This window comes from Epibacterium ulvae (assembly GCF_018678075.1).
Classification (GTDB): domain Bacteria; phylum Pseudomonadota; class Alphaproteobacteria; order Rhodobacterales; family Rhodobacteraceae; genus Epibacterium; species Epibacterium ulvae_A.
The window spans coordinates 17,434-38,446 of record NZ_JAHHIR010000081.1; the positions used below are offsets into that span (position 1 = coordinate 17,434).

Here is a 21,013-nt window from a genome sequence, read left to right on the forward strand (position 1 = left end):
ATTTACTCTAAGATCTTGAACAGACGGAAAAATAATATGGTGGCAACCTAAGCCCTCTCCCTTTTTGATATCGAAGACCTGGCCTTTCGCGCGCGGGTCAAGGTCGGGACATCCGACGTCAACGCACGCCCGGTTGCGGTTGCCACGGCGATGACCGAAGCCGACGGCGCATCCTCGCACGGTCTGGCCTATGTGCCAACCTACGTGCAGCATGTCCTCTGCGGCAAGGTCGATAGCCAGGCGCAGCCGCAAATGTCACAGCCGCGCGCATCGGTTTTGACGGTGGATGCCGCCACGGGCTTTGCCCACAGTGCCATTGACCTGGGGTTCGCATCCCTCGTTCCATTGGCCAAAGAGATGGGCGTCGCCGTCTTGGCCGTCAACAACTCCTACAACTGCCGCGTCCTCGGCGTGCACACGCAACGCCTCGCCCAGGCTGGGCTGGTGGGGATCGGCGTTACCAACGCACCGGCCTCGATCGCGCCCTCTTGCGGTGCAAAGCCCGTGCTTGGCACCAACCCGTTTTCCATCGCAGCCCCCGACGCACAGGGCAAAGCCGCGGTGCTCATCGACCAATCCGCCAGTGTGATCGCAAAAAAGCGAGGTGATGAAACACGCCCGCGAAGGTCAATCGGTGCCGGTCGGCTGGGTCCTGGATGCCAACGGACAGCCCACAACCGATCCAAATGTGGGCTTACAAGGCTCCATGGTGCCGTCCGGCAACTACAAAGGTGTGGGCATCGCTTTGATGGTCGAACTCCTGGCCGCCGCGATGGCAGGCGCGACGTTGGGCACAGCCGCAAGCCCGTTTTCCGGCACCGCCGGTGGGCCACCCAAAACCGGTCAGTTCTTTATCGCGATTGACCCCCAGGCCACATCAGGCGGTCTGTTCCAGGACAGGCTGGCAGATCTCACTGCCTCGATCCGCGACCAGACCAACGCCCGCGTTCCCGGCGATGGACGTCGCAGCTGTCGTGAAAAAGCCGCACTGGACGGCGTGGCGGTGAATACAGCCGTCCTGGAAAAAGTCAGAGCGCTTGTCTAACCCAAACAACCGGCCCCTGTCATGCGTGCGACCACAGGCATGACAGCGGGGCCGCAAACATATTCTCACCAAATGGCACAACCTGGTCATGGTCATAGAGCACCAGACCTTGCACGAATTTCTCACCACAGGCATCGGCGAGCTTGCGCATGCCAGAAAAATCACTTGCCGAAACCGTGGCCGAGGATTTGACCTCAATCCCAATGACGTCGCCGCGTCGGTTCTCCAACACGATGTCGACCTCGTTCTTGTCCTTGTCCCGAAAATGGGAGAACGTGCAGTTCTGATCGCTCCACGTCTCAATCTTGCGCAATTCGCTGAACACAAATGTCTCAAGTATCGCGCCAAATTGGGTTTTATCCGTGCGCACTGTGTCCGGCGTGACATCGCGCATCGCAGCCAACAGACCCGCATCCAAAAAGTGAAGTTTGGGAGATTTGGTCAATCGTTTCAGCCGGTTCGTGAACCACGGCCGCAGGGTATGCACCAGATAGAGGCTTTCAAAAACACTGACATATTTCTGCGTGGTCACATGGTTGAGACCAAGACCAGTGCCGATGCGGGAGTAATTCACCAGCTGCCCCGCATGTTCAGCCAGCACCGACAGCAGTTTCGGCATGATCGCAAGCTTTTCGATCTGGGCGACATCTCGCACGTCGCGCTGGACGATTGCATCCAGATAGCTGTGATACCAATCCTGTTTTCGCGACCACCGCGCCCGGCCAAGCGCTTCTGGATATCCCCCCGACAGCACATTCTGAATCAGATCGTCGCCCACAATCATCTGGCGTGCCATCGGTGTCTTTGCGGCAAATGCCCGATCGATCAGGTTTGACTGGGTGCCCTGTATTTCTGCCTGCGCAAGCGGCAGCAGGCGGACAATTTCCATTCGGCCGGCCAGTGAATCCGCCACTTTTGGAATGGTCATCAGATTGGCAGAGCCCGTCAGTAGAAACCGTCCGGGTGTTTTATCGTCATCCACCAGGTTCTTAATCGCCAGCAACAGGTCGGGCGCGCGCTGGATCTCATCGATCACCGCACGATCCAAGCCACGCACAAACCCTACCGGATCATTGACCGCTGCCCGCAAAACGTTCGCATCGTCCAGGGTCAGAAACGGCGTCTTGCCCGCTGCGATCTCGGTCGCAAGCGTCGTCTTCCCGGACTGACGCGGCCCCGCAATAAGAACCACGCGCGTGTCCTGCAGCGCTTCTTCCACGCGGATCTTGGCAAACCTTGGGTACATCGTCGCATATCCTCTTTCGACCAGTTGAAAGTACGATGCCGACGGATTGAAAGTCAACGTTCGACCAATTGAAAGTGAGGAAACGGCGTGCGCAAGGGCGCCGCCGATATGCGCCCTTGCGCACGCCCTATCTACAAAAACGCATCCAGCTTGACGGGCAGTCCGGTCTGCGCGGATTGCGTGGCAGCCTCGGCCATCGCCAATGCGGTCACCCCATCCGCCAAGGTGACCGGCAGCGCCGCCCCACCTGACAACGCATTTGCAAAGGCATCCCACTCCGCGCGGAACGCCGCCATGTAACGTTCCAGGAAGAAATAGGTCGGCCTGGCTCCAACCACACCCGCCTCCGTCGATTTGACCACGGTGTTCTCCAACATGTTCTGCGCCTGCAACAGACCCTTGGAGCCCAGCAGCTCCACACGCTGATCATAGCCATAGGCCGCACGGCGGGAGTTTTTGATCACCGCAATCCGCCCATCCGCATAAGTCATTGTGATCACGGCCATATCCACATCACCGGCCGCTGCAATCTCGGCCGAGACAACCGACGCGCCATGGGCAGAAATCATCACCGGCGTCTCCCCCATAAAGAAATTCGCCATGTCAAAATCATGGATCGTCATGTCCCGGAACATACCGCCAGAGGTTTTGACATAAGACGTCGGAGGCGGCGCGGGGTCAAAAGACGTGATCGACAGCAGCTCGGGCTTGCCCACTTCGCCCGCATCCAACGCCTGTTTCAAGGCGGCGAAATTCGGGTCAAACCGACGGTTGAAGCCCACCATAACGGGCTGTCCGGTCTCGGCCACGGTCTGCGCACAGGCGCGTGCGCGCTCCAGGTTCAAATCCACCGGTTTTTCGCACAACACCGCCTTGCCTGCCGCGGTGGCGCGTTCGATCAAGTCGGAATGGGTGTCCGTCGGCGTGGCAATCAGAACCACATTGATGTCCGGGTCCATCAAGATTTCCTCGGTGGTTGCAACCGTGCTGTTGAACGCATCCGCCAGTTTCTCAGCGTTCTCAACAAAGACATCCGCCACGGCGGTCAATTCACTGCCCGCATGCGCGGCAATCGCACGTGCATGCACAATGGCAATGCGCCCTGCCCCCAACAATCCAACTTTAATCATGACCTTCCCTCCCGAATCTCCATCGTCGACCACAGGCTTACTATCTTTGCACACGGGTGCAAGTCTCATGTGCACACGGGTGCAAAACGAATGGCAATGCGACCCCTTTTCCGCTATGCAGGCGGCACGGAACGACATGAGAGCGACATGAGCATTGATCCCAAAACCGCCATGGCTACGGCAGATGATGTCGCCAAACTGGTTGGCGTGTCGCGCTGGACGGTGAACCGCGCGTTCAAACCCAATGCCTCGATCTCACCCAAGTCCCGCGCCAAGGTGATGGCCGCTGCCGAAGAGCTTGGATATGCGCCGGATCTATTGGCCGCCAGCCTCGCCTCGGACCGCAGCAATCTGGTGGCGTTGTTGATCGACGACTTCGCGAACCCGCATAAATTGCAGATCATCGAACAGCTGACCCGTATCCTGCGCGGCCATGGTTGGGACACGTTGTTGGTCAATACGTTGAACGCCGCCGACGCGCCCTCTGCCCTGTTGACCGCGAGCCAGCGCCGGGTTGATGCTGCCGTTCTGATCGGGGTGCAATTCAACGACCAAGAGCTGGAATCCGCCCTTGGTGCGCGGCGGGTGCGCAAATTGATCCTCTTTGCTCGCCAGTCCGAAAACCCCAACACAATCTCCATCTGCTGCGACGACCAGGCCGCGATGACGACACTCACCGACTATGTTGGGGAACAGGGCTACACACGCCCGCTCTTTGTGGCCGGGCCGCAGACAACCTCGGCTCATCTGTTGCGGAAAGAGACGTTTGTGTCCCGGTGGCAGCAAGTTCACGCCCAGCAACTGCCCTTTGTCGCGGTCCCCGCCTATGACCCGCAGCTGTCCTATCAGGCCGTTGCCGACCACCTCCGCACGGACGGTGAACGCCCCGATATCTTGGTTTGTGAAAATGACGCGCTGGCGATGGGGGCAATGGATGCCTTGCGATTTGAATTCAACCTCCGCACCCCGGACGATATCGCCGTGATTGGCTTTGACGACGTCCCCCAGGCCGCAACGCCGCAATACCAGCTGACCACCTACCGCCAACCCATCGCCGAAATGGTCAACGCGCTGGTCGATGTGCTCAAAGGCACCGCCGACATGGAAACGCTCAACCAATTCTCCGGCCAGCTGGTGGTGCGCGCCAGCGCCTGATCTGCGAACGCGCGCGCGCCCTCGAAAAGGCCCCTGCGTTCCTGAGCGCAAAAACGGCCCACGGCACCCATACATTGGCACCTCTTGCAGTGAGCAACCCCATAATTTAAATTCCATGAACAAAGACGGTCACAATGACCCGCAACTCTGACGAGTTGGTGTCAGGGGCCAAAGGCTCAACAGCGTCCTGAAACACAATAGAACAAGGAACGACCCTTAATGATCACCGACGTTGATTTACAGAACGCCCTCACCAAATGGGGTAACGGAAAAGTCGCCATTTCAAAGGCATTTGAGGACGACGGCATTGAGAAAGCGCGCGAAATCGCCTCTGCCAATCTCGATCATTACTACGGCTATAATCTTGGACCGGTTCTGTTCAAACCAACCATGGCCAGCGGCGCGCAAACATTCCGCCCCACAAAAGACGGCGCGTTGGCCTATTTCTGCGGCCACTCGGACGAATACCCCCTGGACAACGGCTTCGCGATCATGGGCTGGCGTTCAATGGAAAGCGTCACCTCGGCCACCTTTATCCAAGGCGACGTGGCCATGTGGATGGGCTGGGTCAAACTGACCAACAAGGATGGCTCTGTCACCACAGTGGACAAGAGTTTCGGATACAAGCAAGACGCAAACGGCGACCTGCGCATCGTGCTGCACCACTCCTCGTTGCCGTTTCAGCCTTAACCACCTGGCAAAGGAGACTGTTGCATCATGTGACAAGTTTGGCCGCGCTCTGGATCTCGACAAACCTACGCAACAGTCCCCTTTCGTTGGCGCCATAAACGCCGCGCGCGTCGATCTCCTGCTCGGTGCTGCTTTGCTGGAAAATCCAGGCTCCGGAATCCTCGGCGTTGAGTGCTCCAATAGGGGTATCTGTGCGATCTGCGCCGTCAATCTTATCGAAAAATTGCACTGATCGAAAAACGCGCGTTTGGCTCGCGAATGCCCAAGATCTGTGAAACATGCGCGAAATCTGCGGCGCGGGGCAAAATTTGGAATTGATGATCGTTACGTTATAACGTAGCTAATGATTCAAATTGAGCCCCCCCCGCAAGACCTCAATGGCGATGCGTCGCCCCCACAGGTCACCACAGATCCACGCCAAAGCCGCAGCGTACCGCTGCATCCATTGCCATTGTTTATAGACGAGCCATCGCCATGAAAGACTTCGACCCCACAGATACCCGCCTTCCCGTGACTGTCCTTTCCGGCTTTTTGGGCGCGGGCAAAACCACGCTTTTGAACCGTGTGCTCAACAATCGCGAAGGCCGCCGTGTGGCGGTGATTGTCAATGACATGTCCGAAGTGAACATTGACGCCGATCTGGTGCGCGACGGCACGGAATTGTCCCGTTTCGAAGAGACTTTGGTAGAGATGTCAAACGGTTGCATCTGCTGCACCCTGCGCGATGATCTGCTGAAAGAGGTGCGTAAACTGTCCGAAGAGGGGCGGTTTGACTATCTGCTGATCGAATCCACCGGCATCTCTGAACCGCTGCCCGTGGCGGCGACCTTTGATTTTCGCGATGAAGACGGCGACAGCCTGTCGGATGTGGCGCGTCTGGATACGATGGTCACGGTTGTCGATGCGGTCAATCTGCTGGAGGATTTCTCCAGCCATGATTTCCTGACAGATCGCGGCGAATCCCTTGGCGAAGAGGATGATCGCAGCCTCGTCAGCCTGCTCACAGAACAGATCGAATTTGCCGACGTGGTGATCTTGAACAAGGTCGACGATGCGGGCCGTGAACGCACTGATACCGCGCGCAAGATCATTCGTGCGCTCAACGCAGATGCCAAAATTGTTGAGACGAACCATTCGGATGTCTCGGCGGATACGATTTTGGACACCGGCCTGTTTGACTTTGAAACCGCCCATGAACACCCCATGTGGGCCAAGGAGCTCTATGGCTTTGCCAACCACACGCCGGAGGACGAGGAATACGGTATTTCCTCCTTTGTCTACCATGCCCGCGCGCCTTTTGATCCGCAGAAACTGCACAAGGTTCTGAACGGAACCCTGCCCGGTGTGATCCGCGCCAAGGGCCATTTCTGGCTGGCAACCCAGCCACAATGGGCCGCCGAATTCAACCTCGCCGGGGCGCTGTCCTCGGTCAAAGCTTTGGGGTTCTGGTGGGCGTCGGTTCCCGAAGATCGCCTGCCAACCCATCCAGAAGCCCAGGCCGAAATCGCCAAAAATTGGGCGGAACCCTGGGGAGATCGCCGCCAAGAGCTGGTCTTTATCGGTGTCGGACTTGAGCGTGAGACGATCTGCGCCCGCCTGAATGCAGCACTTTTGGACGTTGAGGAATTCACCCCCGAAGCCTGGACAGACCTGCCCGACCCCTTCCCGCGTTGGGGCCAGCGTTCGTGACTATGGCCACTCAAATCTCTGATTTTGCCACCGCGCCCGGCTTGAAAAGCGTGGCCGTTGTCGAGGGCAGGCCTGGCTTGTCCGCGATCCGGGATCCGGGTTGTGCGGCCGTCATCTGGCAACGCCAGCTTGGGGCGAATGTGACCGATTGGCTCGGCGCGCTCTCTCCCGATCAACTGCCGCGGGCACGGGCGATTCTGTTGCCCAACCGGGTGGCAGAGGCGGTTGACCAGATTTGCGATACCTGCGGCACGCCCGAAGGACCACAGCGCACCACATTAACAGATGACATCGCCGCGCTCTCTGCGCAATTTGCCGAGATGATGGCGGCGCCCTATCTGCGTCTGGATGTTGTCACCACCAATGCCTGTCGCAAATTTCACATCGATGCGGTGACCGCGCGGCTTGTCTGTACCTATCGCGGTCAAGCCACCCAATTTGGTGAGGCGGATCAAGGGCATGACCCGGACATGATCCTGTCAGCCCCCTTGGCCTGCCCCGCCGTGTTGCGCGGCACCAAATGGGCAGGCGACGCCCCACCCCGGTTGCGCCATCGCTCACCGCCAATCGAAGGCACCGGTGAGACACGGCTCGTTCTGGTGTTGGACCCGATCTATGACATGGAGGAAGAGGTCTGAATTTCACCTCTGTCTCGGTTCCCAGCTTGACAGAGCGTTCATGAATAGGCAGGTCTGAGGGCGATGGTTCCCGGAACGCCAAAGGTTATACGGGATGAAAAGGGAACACGGTGAGGCGTAGCCATAAGGCACCAAACCCGTGACTGCCCCCGCAACTGTGAACGGCATATGCGTTGTCAAAACCACTGGCCCTGTTTGGGTCGGGAAGGGACCACGCTGACGACGCCGTAAGTCAGGAGACCTGCCATCCATATACACTTTTAACCCGGGCGAGGAGTCCGGGCGAATCACAGCTACGCCTTGGCTTGATCCATGGTGTGCGGTGACATTTCGCCCAGGATCCTTGCCCTTCTGCGGAGGGCGGAATGGTCGAACGAAAGACGTGCAGAATTGCTGTATGCACCAGCTGCAAGGACAAGCAGACGGGCCAGAACCCCGGCTACCGGATGATTCATGCCCTGCGCGATGCGCTGAACGCCGATACGTGCATCGCCGCAGAGTTTCAGGTCATGGGTGTCGCCTGTATGGCCGGATGTAATCACCCCTGCACGGTTGGCTTTCATGGCCAGGGCAAAGCCAGCTACCTGTTTGGCGACAAACAAGCCCCCGATGACATTACCGATCTTGCGCGTTTTGCCGAACAGTACGCGGCGCTGCACGATGGTTGGTGCTCCTCGGTGGACCGGCCTGGTAAGCTGCGCAAGACCACGCTTGCCCGCATTCCCGCCACGCTGTTTGCAGAAGCCCCATCTGTGGAGGCCGCCGAATGAGCGCTGCTGATCTCACCGTCACCTCCGTCAGCTGGGGCAAGGGGCGCACGCAGCCTCTGATCCTCCATCCAACCTCCTTTCACCTCAAGGCGGGGCGCGTCATGGGGGTCGTTGGTGCCAATGGCGCGGGCAAAACCACCCTGCTGCGGATGATCTACCGCCACGCCCGCCCGCTGTCTGGGTCGGTTCAGGTTGGCGGCGATGACATCTGGTCGATGTCGCCGCGCAGATGCGCCCGTAAAATCGCCGCCGTCCTGCAGGAACAGCCCACCGATTTTGCCCTCACAGTGCGCGATATCGTGGCCCTAGGACGGATACCCCACAAACAGGGATTCTCGGCCCTCAGCACCAATTGCGTCACTGTGATCGAGGCAAGCTTGCGCCGCATGGAACTGTTGAACTTTGCCGACCGCGAATTCGGCACCCTATCGGGGGGCGAACGTCAGCGCGTCATGGTGGCCCGCGCCATCGCGCAGGAGCCGCAAATCCTGGTGTTGGACGAGCCCACCAACCACCTGGATATCCGCAACCAGTTGGAAGTGCTGAAACTAATCAACGATCTGGACATCACGATTGTCACCTCGCTGCATGATCTCAACATGGCGGCCAGCGTCTGTGACGACGTTCTGCTGCTGCACAAGGGTCGCCAAATGGCCTTTGGTTGCCCGACTGAGGTCCTGTCGTCTGACCGCGTCTCGGACGCCTTTGGGGTGCGCGCCGAAGTGGACTGGCTGTCCCGTCGCGATCACCAACATCTCACCTTTGCTCTTCATTCCTCTGACTAGGACACGACCATGAAACACCTGCTTTGCTCCTGCGCCCTTGTGGCCCTCTCTGGCGCGGCATTTGCTGAAACCACCGTCGACAGCTGCAACCGGACCGTCACTTTTGACACGGTGCCCACGGCCGCCGTCTCTAACGATGTGAACCTGACCGAGATGATGCTGGTTCTGGGGCTCGCCGATCACATGGTGGGCTACACCGGGATCTCTGGCTGGAAAACCCTCGACGAAGAGATGCGCGCAGGCGTCAAAGAACTGCCCGAGCTGAGCGCCAAATACCCAACCAAAGAAGTCCTTTTGGGCGCGGATGCCGATTTCTACTTTGCCGGTTGGAACTATGGCATGAAGGTCGGCGGCGAAGTGACGCCAGAAACGCTCGAACCCTTTGGCATCAACGTCTATGAGCTGACCGAAAGCTGCGTCCACATCGCGGACAAACCCAAAGTATCCATGGAGGACATGTACAATGATATCGCCAACCTCGGCCGTATCTTTGACGTCGAAGATAAAGCCAGCGCGCTGATCGACGGCTACAAAGCCGATCTGGCAGCGTTCTCGGCCGACCTCAACACCCAAGGCACCGCCCCGCGCGTCTTTGTCTATGACAGCGGCGAAGAAAGCCCCTTTACCGCAGGGCGTTACGCGATGCCCACCGCATTGATCGAAGCGGCCGGCGGCAAAAACATCATGGATGATTTTGAAAAAAGCTGGGCCACTGTGACCTGGGAAGAAGTTGTCGAACGCAACCCCGAGGTCATCGTGATCGTGAACTACGGCTCGGTCACCGCAGAAGAAAAGCGCGCCTTCATGCTGAACAACCCGGCCTTTGCCAGCCTTGATGCGGTGAAAAACGACCGCTTTGTCACTCTGGAATATGTCGAGGCCACACCTGGCCCGCGCAACATCCAAGCGATCAAAACCCTAGCCTCGGCCTTTTGGCCGCAACCTGTGAACTGATCGCAGGCGGTTTGACACCATGACGGACGCCAGCGCCCAAAGGTCCACCGCGACCCGCAAACGCCCCATGCATCTTGTGTGGGGGGCCGCGGGCGGTGTGGCATTGCTGGCGTCCATCAGCTTTGCGGTCTCGGTGGGGGCGGTGCCGGTTCCCCTGGCCACGGTCTGGGGCGTGTTGCTGGACCATATCCTGCCCGGCAGTATTGAACCCTCTTGGTCCAAAGGCCGCGCCGCCATCGTCTGGGACATCCGCTTTCCCCGTGCCTTGCTGGCGGCATTGGTGGGGGCCGGGCTTGCGGTTGTTGGGGCCGCGCTGCAGGCGGTGACCCGCAATCCGCTGGCGGATCCGCATCTCCTTGGCATCTCATCAGGAGCCGCCTTTGGCGCGATCCTTGCATTGCTGCACACCGGGCTGTTTCTGGGCCTGTTGACCGTGCCTTTGATGGCATTCGCCGGCGCTTTGGCGGCAACGGCAGTGGTGCTGGCAGTCATCGGCTTTACCTCCGCCTCCAGCGCAGATCGCCTTGTGCTGGTCGGGGTTGCGGTGTCCTTCATCGTGATGGCCGGAGCCAACCTGTTGATTTTTCTTGGCGATCCAAAGGCCGCCCATACGGTTGTGTTCTGGATGCTAGGCGGGCTTGGCCTCGCACAATGGAGCCACCTGATCTATCCGCTGGTGGTTCTGGTGCCCTGTGCCATCTGGATCTGGCTGCGCAGCGCCGATTTGAATGCCATGACCATAGGAGATGAGACCGCCACCACTTTGGGCATCCCGGTCAAACGGTTCCGCTTGCAGATCTTTGTGCTGGGCGCGTTGATCACCGGGACCCTTGTGGCCTTTTCCGGGATCATCAGCTTTGTGGGCCTGATGGTGCCCCATATTGTGCGCCTAGTGGTCGGCGGCGACTACACCCGCGTGCTTCCGGCCTCGGCGCTCTGCGGCGCGCTGTTTCTGATCTGGGCCGACATCCTGGCCCGCACCGTCATGGCACCAGAAGACATGCCCATCGGCATCGTCACCGGGCTAATCGGCGGCGTCTTCTTTATCTGGCTCTTGGGCAAAGACCGAAGAACATAAGGCATCCCCCCTGTATCGGGCATTAGCACGTGGTGAAAATACGGCGCCTTCTACCACAACAACCGCCCCCTGATCGTGATCTGACAGGATCTGTCAAATCACCCTTCATCACGCTTGCCAACGCCCGCGCCCGCGCGTAAATACTGCGCAAAGCGCGGTAGTGTGCGCGGTGAATCGGTTTTGTCTGACCCATCGCGCCTCATCCTAGCCCAAATCTGGCAAGGAATTCTCTGTGACATCCCAATCCAAACCTGACCCTCATTCTGTTCCATCGCACCATGGTGATCTCTATGGGATCAACAATTGGGGCAATGATATGCTCTGTGTTGATGGCAGCGGCGCAGTTGCTTTGCGTCTGCCGCTGGAACCCGACAGCACCCCGACCCCATTGCCACAGGTGATGGACGCGATTGAGACGCGCGGTATTTCGGCCCCCGTATTGTTGCGGGTGCAGCAGTTTCTGGACCAGTCGCTGACCCAGCTGCATGATGCGTTCAACAACGCCATCCGGACCGCCGAATACAAAGGTGCATATCGCGGCGTCTTCCCGATCAAGGTCAACCAACAGGCCGAGGTGATCAGCCATCTGATGACCGCCGGGCAAAAGTACAACTACGGGCTGGAAGCGGGCTCGAAACCCGAGTTGGTGATTGCCCTGTCACAGCCCCTGCCCGAAGACGCGCTGCTGATCTGCAACGGCTCCAAGGATGAGGCCTTTGTCCGTCTCGCCATCCTGTCGCGGAAACTGGGTCATAACACGGTTCTGGTCATTGAAACGCTGGACGAATTTGACATCATCCGCCGCGTCGCCACGGAACTTGGCATCCGCCCACTGTTGGGCATCCGGGTCAAGCTGACGGAACGGGTGACCGGCAAATGGCAGGAAAGCTCGGGCGATCGCTCCACCTTTGGTCTGGGCGCCCATGATCTGGTGACGCTGATGGGCAGGCTGCGCGACAGCGGGTTCCTGGACTGTCTGGTGCTGCAACACAGCCACCTGGGCAGCCAAGTGCCCGATATCATCGACCTGCGCCGCGCCGCAGCCGAGGCCTGCCGGTTCTTTGTCGAACTGACCGCCATGGGCGCGCCGCTGACCCATATGGATCTGGGCGGTGGTCTGGGCGTGGATTACACCGGTGAACGCCGCTCCGAGGAGAACTCGGTCAACTACACCGTCACCGAATACAGCACCAATATCGTCGAAACCATCCGCTATGCGCTGGATGAAGCCGGGATCCCGCACCCGACCATTGTCACCGAAAGCGGCCGCTTTGTGGTTGCCCATTCCTCGATCTTCATTTTCGAGGTGCTCGGCGCCACGCTGTATGACGCGCCGCAAAAGCCCGAAATCAAAGACGACGACTACCACCTGATGACCGATCTGATGGCGGTGGAAAACTATATCTCTGGCCCCCGTTTCCAGGAGGCGTTGAACGATGCGGTCTATTACCGCGATGAGCTGCGCGCCCTGTTCCGTCGCGGCCAGATCGGTCTGGATCAGCTGTCGCGCGCCGAACAGGGGTTCCTCTATCTGGCCGGCCTGTTCAAATCCGCCCTACGTCAGGATCCCAACCTGAACGAGGTCGCAGAACCGCTCGCCGCTTTCACCGACCATTACTACGGCAACTTCTCCCTGTTCCAGTCGCTGCCGGATGTCTGGGCTATTGACCAACTGCACCCGATCATTCCGCTGCAACGCTTGAACGAAGAACCCACCCGCCAGGCGATTTTCAGCGACATTACCTGTGACAGCGACGGCAAGATCGACAAATTCGTCCTCGCCGATGGCGCCGCCGACGCGCTGCCGGTGCATGATCTAAAAGAGGGCGAGCCCTATCACATCGGCGTCTTTTTCGTCGGTGCCTATCAGGAAACGCTGGGCGATCTGCACAACCTCTTTGGCGATGCCAATGTGGTCACCATCTCGCTGGATGGTCACGGTGGCTTTGACATCGAGCATGAGACCGAGGCCGATACAATTGCCGAAGTTTTGTCCTATGTGGAGTATGACCCCCGCGATTGTCTGGACGCTTTCCGCAAACGGGTGGAACGCGCGCTCAAGGCGGGTAGGGTCAACGCCAGCGAACGCCGCCAGATGATCACCGCCTACAAGGACAGTCTGGCAGGCAGCACCTATTTTGACTAAAATTACCCCTCGGAAAACACCCCAGGGGCAGATCGGAACAGCGGGGCACAGCCCCATCAAGAGGATGACAACAATGGAAAAGGTTCTGGTTGTTGGCGCAGGCGGAGTTGGCTCTGTCGCGGTGACAAAAATGGCAATGCATGCTGAGATCTTTCAGGAGATCACACTGGCCAGCCGCACGGTCTCCAAATGCGAAGACATCGCTAAAAACGTCAAGGAACGCACTGGCGTCACCATTCGCACCGCTCAGCTGGATGCGATGAATGTGGCCGACACGGTTGCGCTGATCCGCGAAACCGGTGCCGAGCTTCTGGTCAACCTCGCGCTGCCTTACCAGGATCTGGTGCTGATGGACGCCTGTCTGGAAGCGGGCATTCACTACCTCGACACTGCCAATTACGAGCCCGAGGATGAGGCCAAATTCGAATACAGCTGGCAATGGGCCTATCAGGAGCGCTTCAAAGCGGCCGGTCTGACCGCCATCCTCGGCTCTGGTTTTGATCCGGGCGTGACGTCGATCATGGCGACCTGGGTGCGCAAGCACAAACTGGACGGCATCCGCCTGATCGACATTCTGGACTGCAACGGCGGCGACAACGGCAAAGCCTTTGCCACCAACTTCAACCCGGAAATCAACATCCGCGAAGTGACCGCCCCGGTCCGTCACTGGGAAAACGGCGCATGGATTGAATCCCCGGCGATGACCCAGAAGTATGAGTTCGACTTCCCCGCCGTGGGCAAAAAGAACATGTATCTGATGTATCACGAGGAACTGGAGTCGCTGTCGACCCACTTCCCCGAGATTGAGCGCGCGCGCTTTTGGATGACCTTTGGCGATGCCTATATCAACCACGTCACCGTGTTGCAGAACATCGGCATGACCGGCATCGAACCGGTGATGCACGAAGGCGTCGAAATTATCCCGCTGCAGTTCCTGAAAACAGTCCTGCCCGACCCATCTGACCTGGGCGAGCTGACCAAGGGCAAGACCTGTATCGGCGACATCATCACCGGTCCGGCCAAGGACGGCGGGGATGAAAAGACCTATTACATCTACAACATCTGCGACCACGAAGAATGCTACACCGAGGTCGGCAGCCAAGCGGTGGCCTATACCACCGGCGTGCCCGCCATGATCGGCGCGGCCATGGTGATGAAAGGGATCTGGCTGGAACCGGGTGTGTGGAACACCGAACAGCTGGACCCGGATGGGTTTATGGACATGCTCAACACCGACGGCCTGCCCTGGCAGGTTGTGGAACTCGACGGTCATCCTGAGTTCTGATCAGTTCAGCACCTCAAGACAAACCGCCGGTCGCGCCAGCGACTGGCACGCGCCTGCCCGCCCCACGGCGGGCGCGTGCCGCACCCGCCCGGGCAGCCGCTCAACGCTCGTGCATAAACTGGGGACTTGGATCTATTGCACCCATGGACATAAAAGCGCTCTCCACCAAAAGCTTCGCCACATTTGACCTAACCCGGGTGCCGTCGCCCTGTTTCGTGGTGGATGAGGTCGCGGTGGAACGCAATCTGCGCATCCTGCGTGACGTCGCTGACCGCTCGGGCGCCAATGTCCTGCTGGCGCTCAAAGCGTTCTCGATGTTCGCGCTGGCCCCATTGGTGCGCCAATACCTCGCCGGGACGTGTGCGTCCGGTATCTATGAGGCCCGGCTGGCGCGGGAAAAATTCGGCGGTGAGGTCACAACCTATTCCGCCGGATTCAAAGCTGCGGATCTGCCCGAGATCATCGAGCTGTCGGACCACCTGATCTTTAACGCGCCCAACCAGCACCGACGCTTTACGCCGCTGATCAACGAGGCCCGCGCCAAGGGTGAACAGATCAGCATCGGCCTGCGCATCAACCCGGAACATTCTGAGGGCTGGAACGAGAAATACGACCCCACCGCGCCCTGCTCGCGCCTGGGAACCCCGATTTCACAGATCACGACGGCGGACTGGGATGGCGTCGAAGGCCTCCATATGCACACCCTCTGCGAACAGGGGTTTGAACCGCTGCAGCGCACTTGGGCGGTGTTGGAGCCCAAGATCGCGGACCTGCTGCCCCACCTCAAATGGATCAACCTCGGCGGCGGCCACCATATCACTCAACCGGATTACAACCGCGACGGTCTGGTTGAGATGATCCGCGACATCCGCAGCCGCCACGGGGTTGAGGTCTTTATTGAACCCGGCGAGGCCTGCGCCCTGCATTCCGGCATTCTGGTGGGCGAAATCCTCGATGTGGCCGAAAACCACATGCCGCTGGCAATCACCGATATCTCAGCCACCTGCCACATGCCCGACGTGTTAGAGGCCCCCTATCGCCCGGATCTGTTGGGAGAGATCGACAGCGATCACAAACACCGTCTTGGTGGGCCGTCCTGTTTGGCGGGCGACGTGATCGGCGATTACGCCTTTGCGACACCACCCCAGCCGGGGGATCGTTTCGCATTCCTTGACCAGTCCCATTACTCGATGGTTAAAACCAATACATTCAACGGCGTACCGCTGCCCGCAATCGCGCTGTGGAACTCTGACACCGACGCGCTGACCCTGCTGCGCAAAGCCAAATACAGTGATTTTCTGGACCGCCTGTCATGACCTATTTCCTCCAAGGGGAGCTGTCCCCACAAGAACGCGACGCTGCAACCGCCCGGTTCCGCGTGATCCCGGTGCCATTGGAGCGCACCGTCTCCTATGGCGCAGGCACCAAGGGCGGACCGGAGGCCATTCTGGAGGCCAGCGTTGAACTCGAACGCCTGTGGGAGGGCGGCGAACCCTGCGCCCAAGGCATCGCATCCGAGGAGCCCGTCGATTGCAACGGCCCCTTGCCCGAGGTGATGGAACGTATCGCCACCCGCACCGAAGCCGCCGTCACCGCGGGTGCAATCCCGGTCACTCTGGGCGGTGAACATGCGCTGTCTTATGGGGCCGTGCGCGGCGTCGCCCGCGCTTTGGGCCGTCCCGTGGGTATCGTTCAGATCGACGCCCACGCCGACCTGCGCAAGTCCTATCAGGGAGAACGCCATTCCCACGCCTCGGTCATGCAATTGCTGGCCGAAGAAGACGGCATCCGCATCGCCCAGTTTGGTGTGCGCGCCATGTCCCAGGAAGAGGTCGACCGCCGCGCCGCCTGCGACGTCTTTGCGGTGGATGCGCGCGAACTCGTCACTAAGGGCTTGAATGCAGTCGATCTGCCCGCAGACTTCCCTGACGATATCTACGTCAGCTTTGATGTTGACGGGCTGGACCCCGCGATCTTGCCCGACACCGGCACCCCCGTCCCCGGCGGCCTTGGCTATTACCAGGCGCTGGATCTGGTGGCACACGCCCTAGCCGGGCGGCGGTTGGTGGGCTGCGATGTGGTGGAGCTTGCGCCAACCCCCACCAGCACTGTGTCAGATTTCACCACGGCCCAGATCACCTATGCGCTGATGGCGATGGCGATGGCGCGCGCGACGTAGACCGCGATCCACAGATGCTGTGCGGCTGAGCACAGGACGCCGCCTTGTTCCACCGGGGCGCGTCGCTAGATTGGAGAAACCTGAGTGAAAAAATAAGGTTTCTCCATGTCAACCCTGTCCAACCCTTCCAGCCTGTCCGACACCGGCACCTTTGCCACGCCCCATGCGGCGAAATACCTGCGGCAATTGTGCAAACACTTCGCCCACAAGACCGAAGTCACCCAAGACGACAGCACCCCCGACGCGCCAACCGCCGCGATCCGCTTTGATTTTGGCACCGCGCATCTGACAACCTCTGCCGACATGTTCACGGCTCAGGTCGCCGCCACGGATACGGCGACACTGACCAAGATGCGCTTTGTCATCGACAAACATCTGGAACGCTTTGCCTTTCGCGAAGACTTCACCACGCTGACCTGGCAAACTCCCGCGTCCTGATCACCCCGCCGCATGGGGCAGCATAAACCAGGCCCCCGGCACCGGGGCCTGATTGGCGCGCACCCGACAGCCATAGACCGAGGTTAAGAGATCGTCGCCCAGGGTCTCTTGCACCGGACCATCCGCCACCAGACGCCCGCCCTGCATCACCAGAATGCGGTCGCCGAACATGGCGCTCAGGTTTAGGTCGTGCATCACCACCAAAACCCCACCGCCGTGATCGGCAAAATCGCGGGCGATCTGCATCACTTGCAGCTGATGGGCAATGTCCAGACTGGCGACGGGTTCATCCAGAAACAACCAGCGCCCGGACATATTCGCCCCCGCCTGCCAGCCAGCCTGACACAGCACCCGCGCCAATTGGCAACGTTGTTGTTCGCCGCCGGACAGCTCTTGATAGAACCGATTGGCATAGCCCCCAAGCCCGACCCGCTCCAATGCGGCTAAGGCAGGTGCGTCATTGCCCTGCCCGTCGTGACTTTGGACCAGGCCCATGCGCACCACTTCGATCACCTGAAACGGAAACGAAAGCGGCACGGATTGCGGCAGCACCGCGCGCAGCTCGGCCAGCGCCCAGGGTTTCGCGCTTGCCACGTCCAGCCCGTTCAGGGTGACGGCCCCGGAATAGGCATGTTCACCGGTGACCGCCTTCATCAGCGTGGATTTGCCCGATCCGTTGGGACCCACGATGGCCGCAACGGTTCCGGGTTTCAGCAAAAACGAAACATCCGTCAGGATCGGCTTGCGTCGGATGGCGACGCCGATGTTTTCAACGTTCAACATGTTACAGATCCACCACCGATTGATTGCGCAACAAAATCCACAGAAAGGCCGGCGCGCCCAGAACGGCAGTCACAATGCCAATCGGCAGATCCGCCGGCGCCACCACCAGCCGCGCCACAATGTCCGCAGCCACCAACAGGGTCGCGCCCAACAGCGCGGCATTCAGCAACAGACCGCGATGATCCGGCCCCCACAACAGACGCAGCAGATGCGGCACCACAATGCCGATAAAGCCAATGCCACCGGAAATCGCCACCGCCGCCCCGACCGAGGCTGAGACCGACAGGATCGCCCCCATCTTGACCCGCTGCACGTCGATGCCCATGTGGTGGGCCGCCGCCTCTCCCAATGCCAAACCATTCAGGCCCCGCGCCAAGGTCAGGCTAAACAGGCACGCCAGGACGATCACCGGCCCCGCGATCATCAGTTTGACCCAGCTCGCGCCCGCAAGGGATCCCATCCCCCAAAAGGTCAGCTCGCGCAGTTGCAGATCATCCGCCATATAGACCAGAACCCCCGCCACCGCGCCCATCAACGCGCCCATGACAATGCCCGCCAACAACATTGTGGCCACCGATGTGCGCCCAGACCGGGTGGCGACTTTGAACAGCACCATCATCGCAACCCAGGCCCCAACAAAGGCAAAGACCGGCAACATGGCACGTCCCAAAAACGCACCAATGCCCCAGGGCAGAACCCCGCCCAGCACAATAGCCACCAATGCGCCCAGCCCTGCTCCGGCGCTGACGCCCAGAATACCCGGATCCGCCAAAGGGTTGCGAAACAACCCCTGCATCACCGCGCCCGAGATCCCCAATGCAGCCCCCACCAACAGACCCATCACTGTGCGCGGCGCGCGAATATCGCTCAGAATGAGCGCCTCAACTCGGTCCAGCGGCTGCCCCTGCGCCAGGCTCCACAGCGCCGACCACAATGAGGTGCCCGATGGCCCCGCCGCCAGGCTGGTCACCGCAACCACGCCCATCACCACGGCCAGAATCACATGCCCTTTGCGCGCCAAGGCCCGGCGGTCGGAAACCTGCGTGCCCCGCTGTTCGTCAATCGCAACCATCAACCCGCCTCGGCCAGGGCTTGATGCAGACGCAAGACCGCATCCGCAACCCGTGGACCAAAGCCCAGCAACAGTTGCCCATCCATCCGCACCACCGCATCGGCGGCGGCGGCGGGTGTCTCAGTCAACGCCGGCATCGACCACAATTCTGCGTTGGACCCGCCGTGATCTCCACCGCGATCCATCATCACAATCACGTCCGGCGCGGCGGCTGCCACCGCCTCATTGGTGACCGCTTTATAGCCCTTGAAGCTCTGCATCACATTCTTACCACCGGCCATGGCAATGATCGCATCGGCCGAGGTCCCCTGACCGCCCGCCATGATCCGCCCGCCTTGGGTGGACAACACAAACATCACCCGTTTGGGGTCTGTGGTCTGCGCCGCGACCTCGGCCGCGACAGTGTTCAACTGTGCCAAAACATCCGCCGCCAGCGCCTCAGCCTTGTCCTCAACCCCAAGGGCCGCGCCCACGGCCAGGATTTTCGCACCAACCCCGTCGACAGTATAGTCTTCGGGAATTTCCACATAAGCGACCGAGGCCGCTTTGAGCAGATCAACCGCCTCTGCAGGGCCTGCCCCTTCGGCGGCGACAATCAGTTTGGGCCCAATCGACAACACGCCTTCGGCTGACAGCGCCCGGATATAGCCCACATCGGGCAAACCCTCGGCCGCCGCCGGAAATCTCGACGTCGTGTCCCGCGCCAACAGGCGGTCTTCTTCACCCAAGGCATAGATAATCTCGGTCACCGCGCCGCCAACCGACACCACATCGCCCGCCAGTGTCATCTGACCAAAACCGGCCAGCAAAGCTGCGGATAGAACTGTTCGAAACCCCATGATCACGCCTCCACCAATGCGTGGCGTGGCAAGGTGGCCACCAGATCGTTCCACTGCGGCCTGCACGCCATTTCACCGCGTCCCACGCCAAAGGCCTGGAAGATCACGCCGCCGTCAGCGTCAAACGCCTCAACCGAAATGGCCGGCCCGTCACGGGTGGGTTTGTCCACCGCCCAGACCTCGGCGATGTGATCCATCCGCAGATGCAGGTTGAAACCGGGATCCAGAACATTCAGCCACGGCCCCATGGGTTTTAACGTATGGATCGGCCCGGAATGGATCTGGATGCAGCCCATATTGCCAACAAACACCATAATCGCGAGACCCTGCGCCTGGGTCGCGGCAAACATCTGCGCCACCGCACCCACGTCTAGCTGCTGCACAAAGGGTTCGCCCGCAATGTGATAGGCCCCCAACCGGTTCATTTTCAGACGTGACATCAGCCCCATGAATTGATGGGTGTCGGTCAAATTGGTCCATTCTTCGCGTATAATCTCAGCCTTGGCGGGATCGCCCTTGGGGGCGGGGGTGGGTGTGCGCGGCGTAACCTCCAGATGGTCCACCGGATCCGGCAACGCATTGCGACGCTTGGCCTGCTCCCAGGCATCCACATAGGCCTCATCGCGCAGGAAAATCTTGTGCACCGCGTCGCCCGCCGCATCAAAGATCTGTAACGAACGGCGCAACCCGCCCTCAACCGCGCGCTCCACCATAAAGGCATGCTGCCAGTGTTTCGGGAACATCCGCAGATCAATATCGCCGTTAAAGATCATCCCCGCATGCGGCCCATTACGATAGTTGCCGTAGACGCCGACCTTCTCATGCACACAGGATTCGTTGCGCGTCAGCGCCATGACCTCTCCCAGATCCATCGCAATGGACATGGTTGCATCCAGATCGGCCAGAACCGGCGTCACACCGTGACCCACATGGGCAGCCACCAGCTGCGCCTCGGAAATCCCTAGGGTGGCGGCGAAATCACGGTCGCGGGTTTTGGGAGTATCCGCGCGGCGGGCCCGAATCTCTTCGGGGGATAAAGTCAGCAAAGCAGCCATTGAGTGCCCTTTTTCTTTGGGAACTTCTGGCTGCCG

The 21,013-nt window shown here is 59.9% G+C and carries 19 protein-coding genes, 1 pseudogene and 1 riboswitch; of the genes and pseudogenes, 14 read left to right on the top strand and 6 right to left on the bottom strand.

The annotated features are described in order from the left end of the window. Positions 1 to 69 precede the first annotated feature (69 nt). Positions 70 to 1,045 (top strand): annotated as a pseudogene (locus KMP13_RS17400) (Ldh family oxidoreductase). A 19-nt stretch (positions 1,046 to 1,064) separates the two neighbouring features. On the opposite strand, the gene KMP13_RS17405 reads toward KMP13_RS17400, so the two are convergent. Continuing rightward, positions 1,065 to 2,291, bottom strand: coding sequence for an ATP-binding protein (locus tag KMP13_RS17405; RefSeq protein WP_215267248.1), 1,227 nt, complete (start codon positions 2,289 to 2,291; stop codon positions 1,065 to 1,067). A 131-nt stretch (positions 2,292 to 2,422) separates the two neighbouring features. Continuing rightward, positions 2,423 to 3,421, bottom strand: coding sequence for an inositol 2-dehydrogenase (gene iolG, locus KMP13_RS17410; RefSeq protein WP_215267249.1), 999 nt, complete (start codon positions 3,419 to 3,421; stop codon positions 2,423 to 2,425). Between the two features lie 147 nt (positions 3,422 to 3,568). Here iolG and KMP13_RS17415 point away from each other — a divergent pair, with 147 nt between their 5' ends. The 13 genes from KMP13_RS17415 to KMP13_RS17475 all read left to right on the top strand — a co-directional run bounded on the left by KMP13_RS17415 (position 3,569) and on the right by KMP13_RS17475 (position 17,228). Then, the gene (locus tag KMP13_RS17415; RefSeq protein ID WP_215267250.1) at positions 3,569 to 4,576 is read left to right on the top strand and encodes a LacI family DNA-binding transcriptional regulator; all 1,008 of its coding nucleotides are present in this window, start codon (positions 3,569 to 3,571) and stop codon (positions 4,574 to 4,576) included. Between the two features lie 219 nt (positions 4,577 to 4,795). Then, the gene (locus KMP13_RS17420; RefSeq protein ID WP_215267251.1) at positions 4,796 to 5,266 is read left to right on the top strand and encodes a phosphoribosyl-AMP cyclohydrolase; all 471 of its coding nucleotides are present in this window, start codon (positions 4,796 to 4,798) and stop codon (positions 5,264 to 5,266) included. A gap of 474 nt (positions 5,267 to 5,740) precedes the next feature. Further along, positions 5,741 to 6,955: a GTP-binding protein gene (locus KMP13_RS17425; protein ID WP_215267252.1), complete on the top strand. Its 1,215-nt coding sequence runs from the start codon at positions 5,741 to 5,743 to the stop codon at positions 6,953 to 6,955. A 2-nt stretch (positions 6,956 to 6,957) separates the two neighbouring features. Then, positions 6,958 to 7,593: a DUF1826 domain-containing protein gene (locus KMP13_RS17430; protein WP_215267297.1), complete on the top strand. Its 636-nt coding sequence runs from the start codon at positions 6,958 to 6,960 to the stop codon at positions 7,591 to 7,593. Between the two features lie 47 nt (positions 7,594 to 7,640). Then, positions 7,641 to 7,856, top strand: a riboswitch (cobalamin riboswitch). Between the two features lie 102 nt (positions 7,857 to 7,958). Continuing rightward, positions 7,959 to 8,363, top strand: coding sequence for a DUF1636 family protein (locus KMP13_RS17435; protein ID WP_215267253.1), 405 nt, complete (start codon positions 7,959 to 7,961; stop codon positions 8,361 to 8,363). Further along, positions 8,360 to 9,148 (top strand): ABC transporter ATP-binding protein, encoded by a 789-nt coding sequence (locus KMP13_RS17440; RefSeq protein ID WP_215267254.1) that lies wholly within the window; start codon positions 8,360 to 8,362, stop codon positions 9,146 to 9,148. The genes KMP13_RS17435 and KMP13_RS17440 overlap by 4 nt, the downstream gene beginning before the upstream one ends. Positions 9,149 to 9,157: 9 nt before the next feature. Beyond that, positions 9,158 to 10,102, top strand: coding sequence for an ABC transporter substrate-binding protein (locus KMP13_RS17445; protein ID WP_215267255.1), 945 nt, complete (start codon positions 9,158 to 9,160; stop codon positions 10,100 to 10,102). A 67-nt stretch (positions 10,103 to 10,169) separates the two neighbouring features. Continuing rightward, positions 10,170 to 11,180 (top strand): FecCD family ABC transporter permease, encoded by a 1,011-nt coding sequence (locus KMP13_RS17450; RefSeq protein WP_251363929.1) that lies wholly within the window; start codon positions 10,170 to 10,172, stop codon positions 11,178 to 11,180. A gap of 232 nt (positions 11,181 to 11,412) precedes the next feature. Next, positions 11,413 to 13,326: a biosynthetic arginine decarboxylase gene (gene speA, locus KMP13_RS17455; protein ID WP_353055728.1), complete on the top strand. Its 1,914-nt coding sequence runs from the start codon at positions 11,413 to 11,415 to the stop codon at positions 13,324 to 13,326. Positions 13,327 to 13,399: 73 nt separating this feature from the next. Next, positions 13,400 to 14,611 (top strand): saccharopine dehydrogenase family protein, encoded by a 1,212-nt coding sequence (locus tag KMP13_RS17460; protein WP_215267257.1) that lies wholly within the window; start codon positions 13,400 to 13,402, stop codon positions 14,609 to 14,611. Positions 14,612 to 14,754: 143 nt separating this feature from the next. After that, positions 14,755 to 15,927: a carboxynorspermidine decarboxylase gene (locus KMP13_RS17465; protein ID WP_215267258.1), complete on the top strand. Its 1,173-nt coding sequence runs from the start codon at positions 14,755 to 14,757 to the stop codon at positions 15,925 to 15,927. Further along, entirely contained in the window at positions 15,924 to 16,790 is an 867-nt protein-coding gene (speB, locus tag KMP13_RS17470) for an agmatinase (protein WP_215267259.1), read from the top strand. Before KMP13_RS17465 ends, speB begins: the two co-directional genes overlap by 4 nt. Before the next feature lie 105 nt (positions 16,791 to 16,895). Further along, positions 16,896 to 17,228 carry a DUF2218 domain-containing protein gene (locus KMP13_RS17475; protein ID WP_215267260.1) on the top strand — a complete coding sequence of 111 codons (333 nt, stop codon included), beginning with the start codon at positions 16,896 to 16,898 and terminating at the stop codon, positions 17,226 to 17,228. On the opposite strand, the gene KMP13_RS17480 is transcribed toward KMP13_RS17475, so the two are convergent. The 4 genes from KMP13_RS17480 to KMP13_RS17495 are packed head-to-tail and all read right to left on the bottom strand — an operon-like array spanning position 17,229 to position 20,977. After that, positions 17,229 to 18,011 carry a heme ABC transporter ATP-binding protein gene (locus KMP13_RS17480; protein ID WP_215267261.1) on the bottom strand — a complete coding sequence of 261 codons (783 nt, stop codon included), beginning with the start codon at positions 18,009 to 18,011 and terminating at the stop codon, positions 17,229 to 17,231. A gap of 1 nt (position 18,012) precedes the next feature. Continuing rightward, on the bottom strand, positions 18,013 to 19,083 hold the full coding sequence (locus KMP13_RS17485; protein WP_215267262.1) for a FecCD family ABC transporter permease: 1,071 nt from the start codon (positions 19,081 to 19,083) through the stop codon (positions 18,013 to 18,015). Next, a complete protein-coding gene (locus tag KMP13_RS17490) occupies positions 19,083 to 19,922 on the bottom strand; it encodes a heme/hemin ABC transporter substrate-binding protein (RefSeq protein ID WP_215267263.1) in 840 nt (279 codons plus the stop codon). The genes KMP13_RS17485 and KMP13_RS17490 overlap by 1 nt, the downstream gene beginning before the upstream one ends. Before the next feature lie 2 nt (positions 19,923 to 19,924). After that, complete coding sequence (locus KMP13_RS17495; RefSeq protein ID WP_215267264.1) at positions 19,925 to 20,977, bottom strand: hemin-degrading factor; 1,053 nt, start codon at positions 20,975 to 20,977, stop codon at positions 19,925 to 19,927. Positions 20,978 to 21,013 lie beyond the last annotated feature (36 nt).

What these genes read in the sequence shown, in the direction of transcription:
- KMP13_RS17435 (WP_215267253.1), top strand. Translation starts at nt 7,959, where the DNA reads ATGGTCGAACGAAAGACGTGCAGAATTGCTGTATGCACCAGCTGCAAG.
- KMP13_RS17490 (WP_215267263.1), bottom strand. Translation starts at nt 19,922, where the DNA reads ATGGGGTTTCGAACAGTTCTATCCGCAGCTTTGCTGGCCGGTTTTGGT.
- KMP13_RS17420 (WP_215267251.1), top strand. Translation starts at nt 4,796, where the DNA reads ATGATCACCGACGTTGATTTACAGAACGCCCTCACCAAATGGGGTAAC.
- KMP13_RS17480 (WP_215267261.1), bottom strand. Translation starts at nt 18,011, where the DNA reads ATGTTGAACGTTGAAAACATCGGCGTCGCCATCCGACGCAAGCCGATC.
- KMP13_RS17430 (WP_215267297.1), top strand. Translation starts at nt 6,958, where the DNA reads ATGGCCACTCAAATCTCTGATTTTGCCACCGCGCCCGGCTTGAAAAGC.
- KMP13_RS17465 (WP_215267258.1), top strand. Translation starts at nt 14,755, where the DNA reads ATGGACATAAAAGCGCTCTCCACCAAAAGCTTCGCCACATTTGACCTA.
- KMP13_RS17475 (WP_215267260.1), top strand. Translation starts at nt 16,896, where the DNA reads ATGTCAACCCTGTCCAACCCTTCCAGCCTGTCCGACACCGGCACCTTT.
- KMP13_RS17440 (WP_215267254.1), top strand. Translation starts at nt 8,360, where the DNA reads ATGAGCGCTGCTGATCTCACCGTCACCTCCGTCAGCTGGGGCAAGGGG.
- iolG (WP_215267249.1), bottom strand. Translation starts at nt 3,421, where the DNA reads ATGATTAAAGTTGGATTGTTGGGGGCAGGGCGCATTGCCATTGTGCAT.
- KMP13_RS17425 (WP_215267252.1), top strand. Translation starts at nt 5,741, where the DNA reads ATGAAAGACTTCGACCCCACAGATACCCGCCTTCCCGTGACTGTCCTT.
- KMP13_RS17445 (WP_215267255.1), top strand. Translation starts at nt 9,158, where the DNA reads ATGAAACACCTGCTTTGCTCCTGCGCCCTTGTGGCCCTCTCTGGCGCG.
- KMP13_RS17495 (WP_215267264.1), bottom strand. Translation starts at nt 20,977, where the DNA reads ATGGCTGCTTTGCTGACTTTATCCCCCGAAGAGATTCGGGCCCGCCGC.
- KMP13_RS17450 (WP_251363929.1), top strand. Translation starts at nt 10,170, where the DNA reads ATGCATCTTGTGTGGGGGGCCGCGGGCGGTGTGGCATTGCTGGCGTCC.
- KMP13_RS17460 (WP_215267257.1), top strand. Translation starts at nt 13,400, where the DNA reads ATGGAAAAGGTTCTGGTTGTTGGCGCAGGCGGAGTTGGCTCTGTCGCG.
- KMP13_RS17405 (WP_215267248.1), bottom strand. Translation starts at nt 2,291, where the DNA reads ATGTACCCAAGGTTTGCCAAGATCCGCGTGGAAGAAGCGCTGCAGGAC.
- KMP13_RS17415 (WP_215267250.1), top strand. Translation starts at nt 3,569, where the DNA reads ATGAGCATTGATCCCAAAACCGCCATGGCTACGGCAGATGATGTCGCC.
- speB (WP_215267259.1), top strand. Translation starts at nt 15,924, where the DNA reads ATGACCTATTTCCTCCAAGGGGAGCTGTCCCCACAAGAACGCGACGCT.
- KMP13_RS17485 (WP_215267262.1), bottom strand. Translation starts at nt 19,083, where the DNA reads ATGGTTGCGATTGACGAACAGCGGGGCACGCAGGTTTCCGACCGCCGG.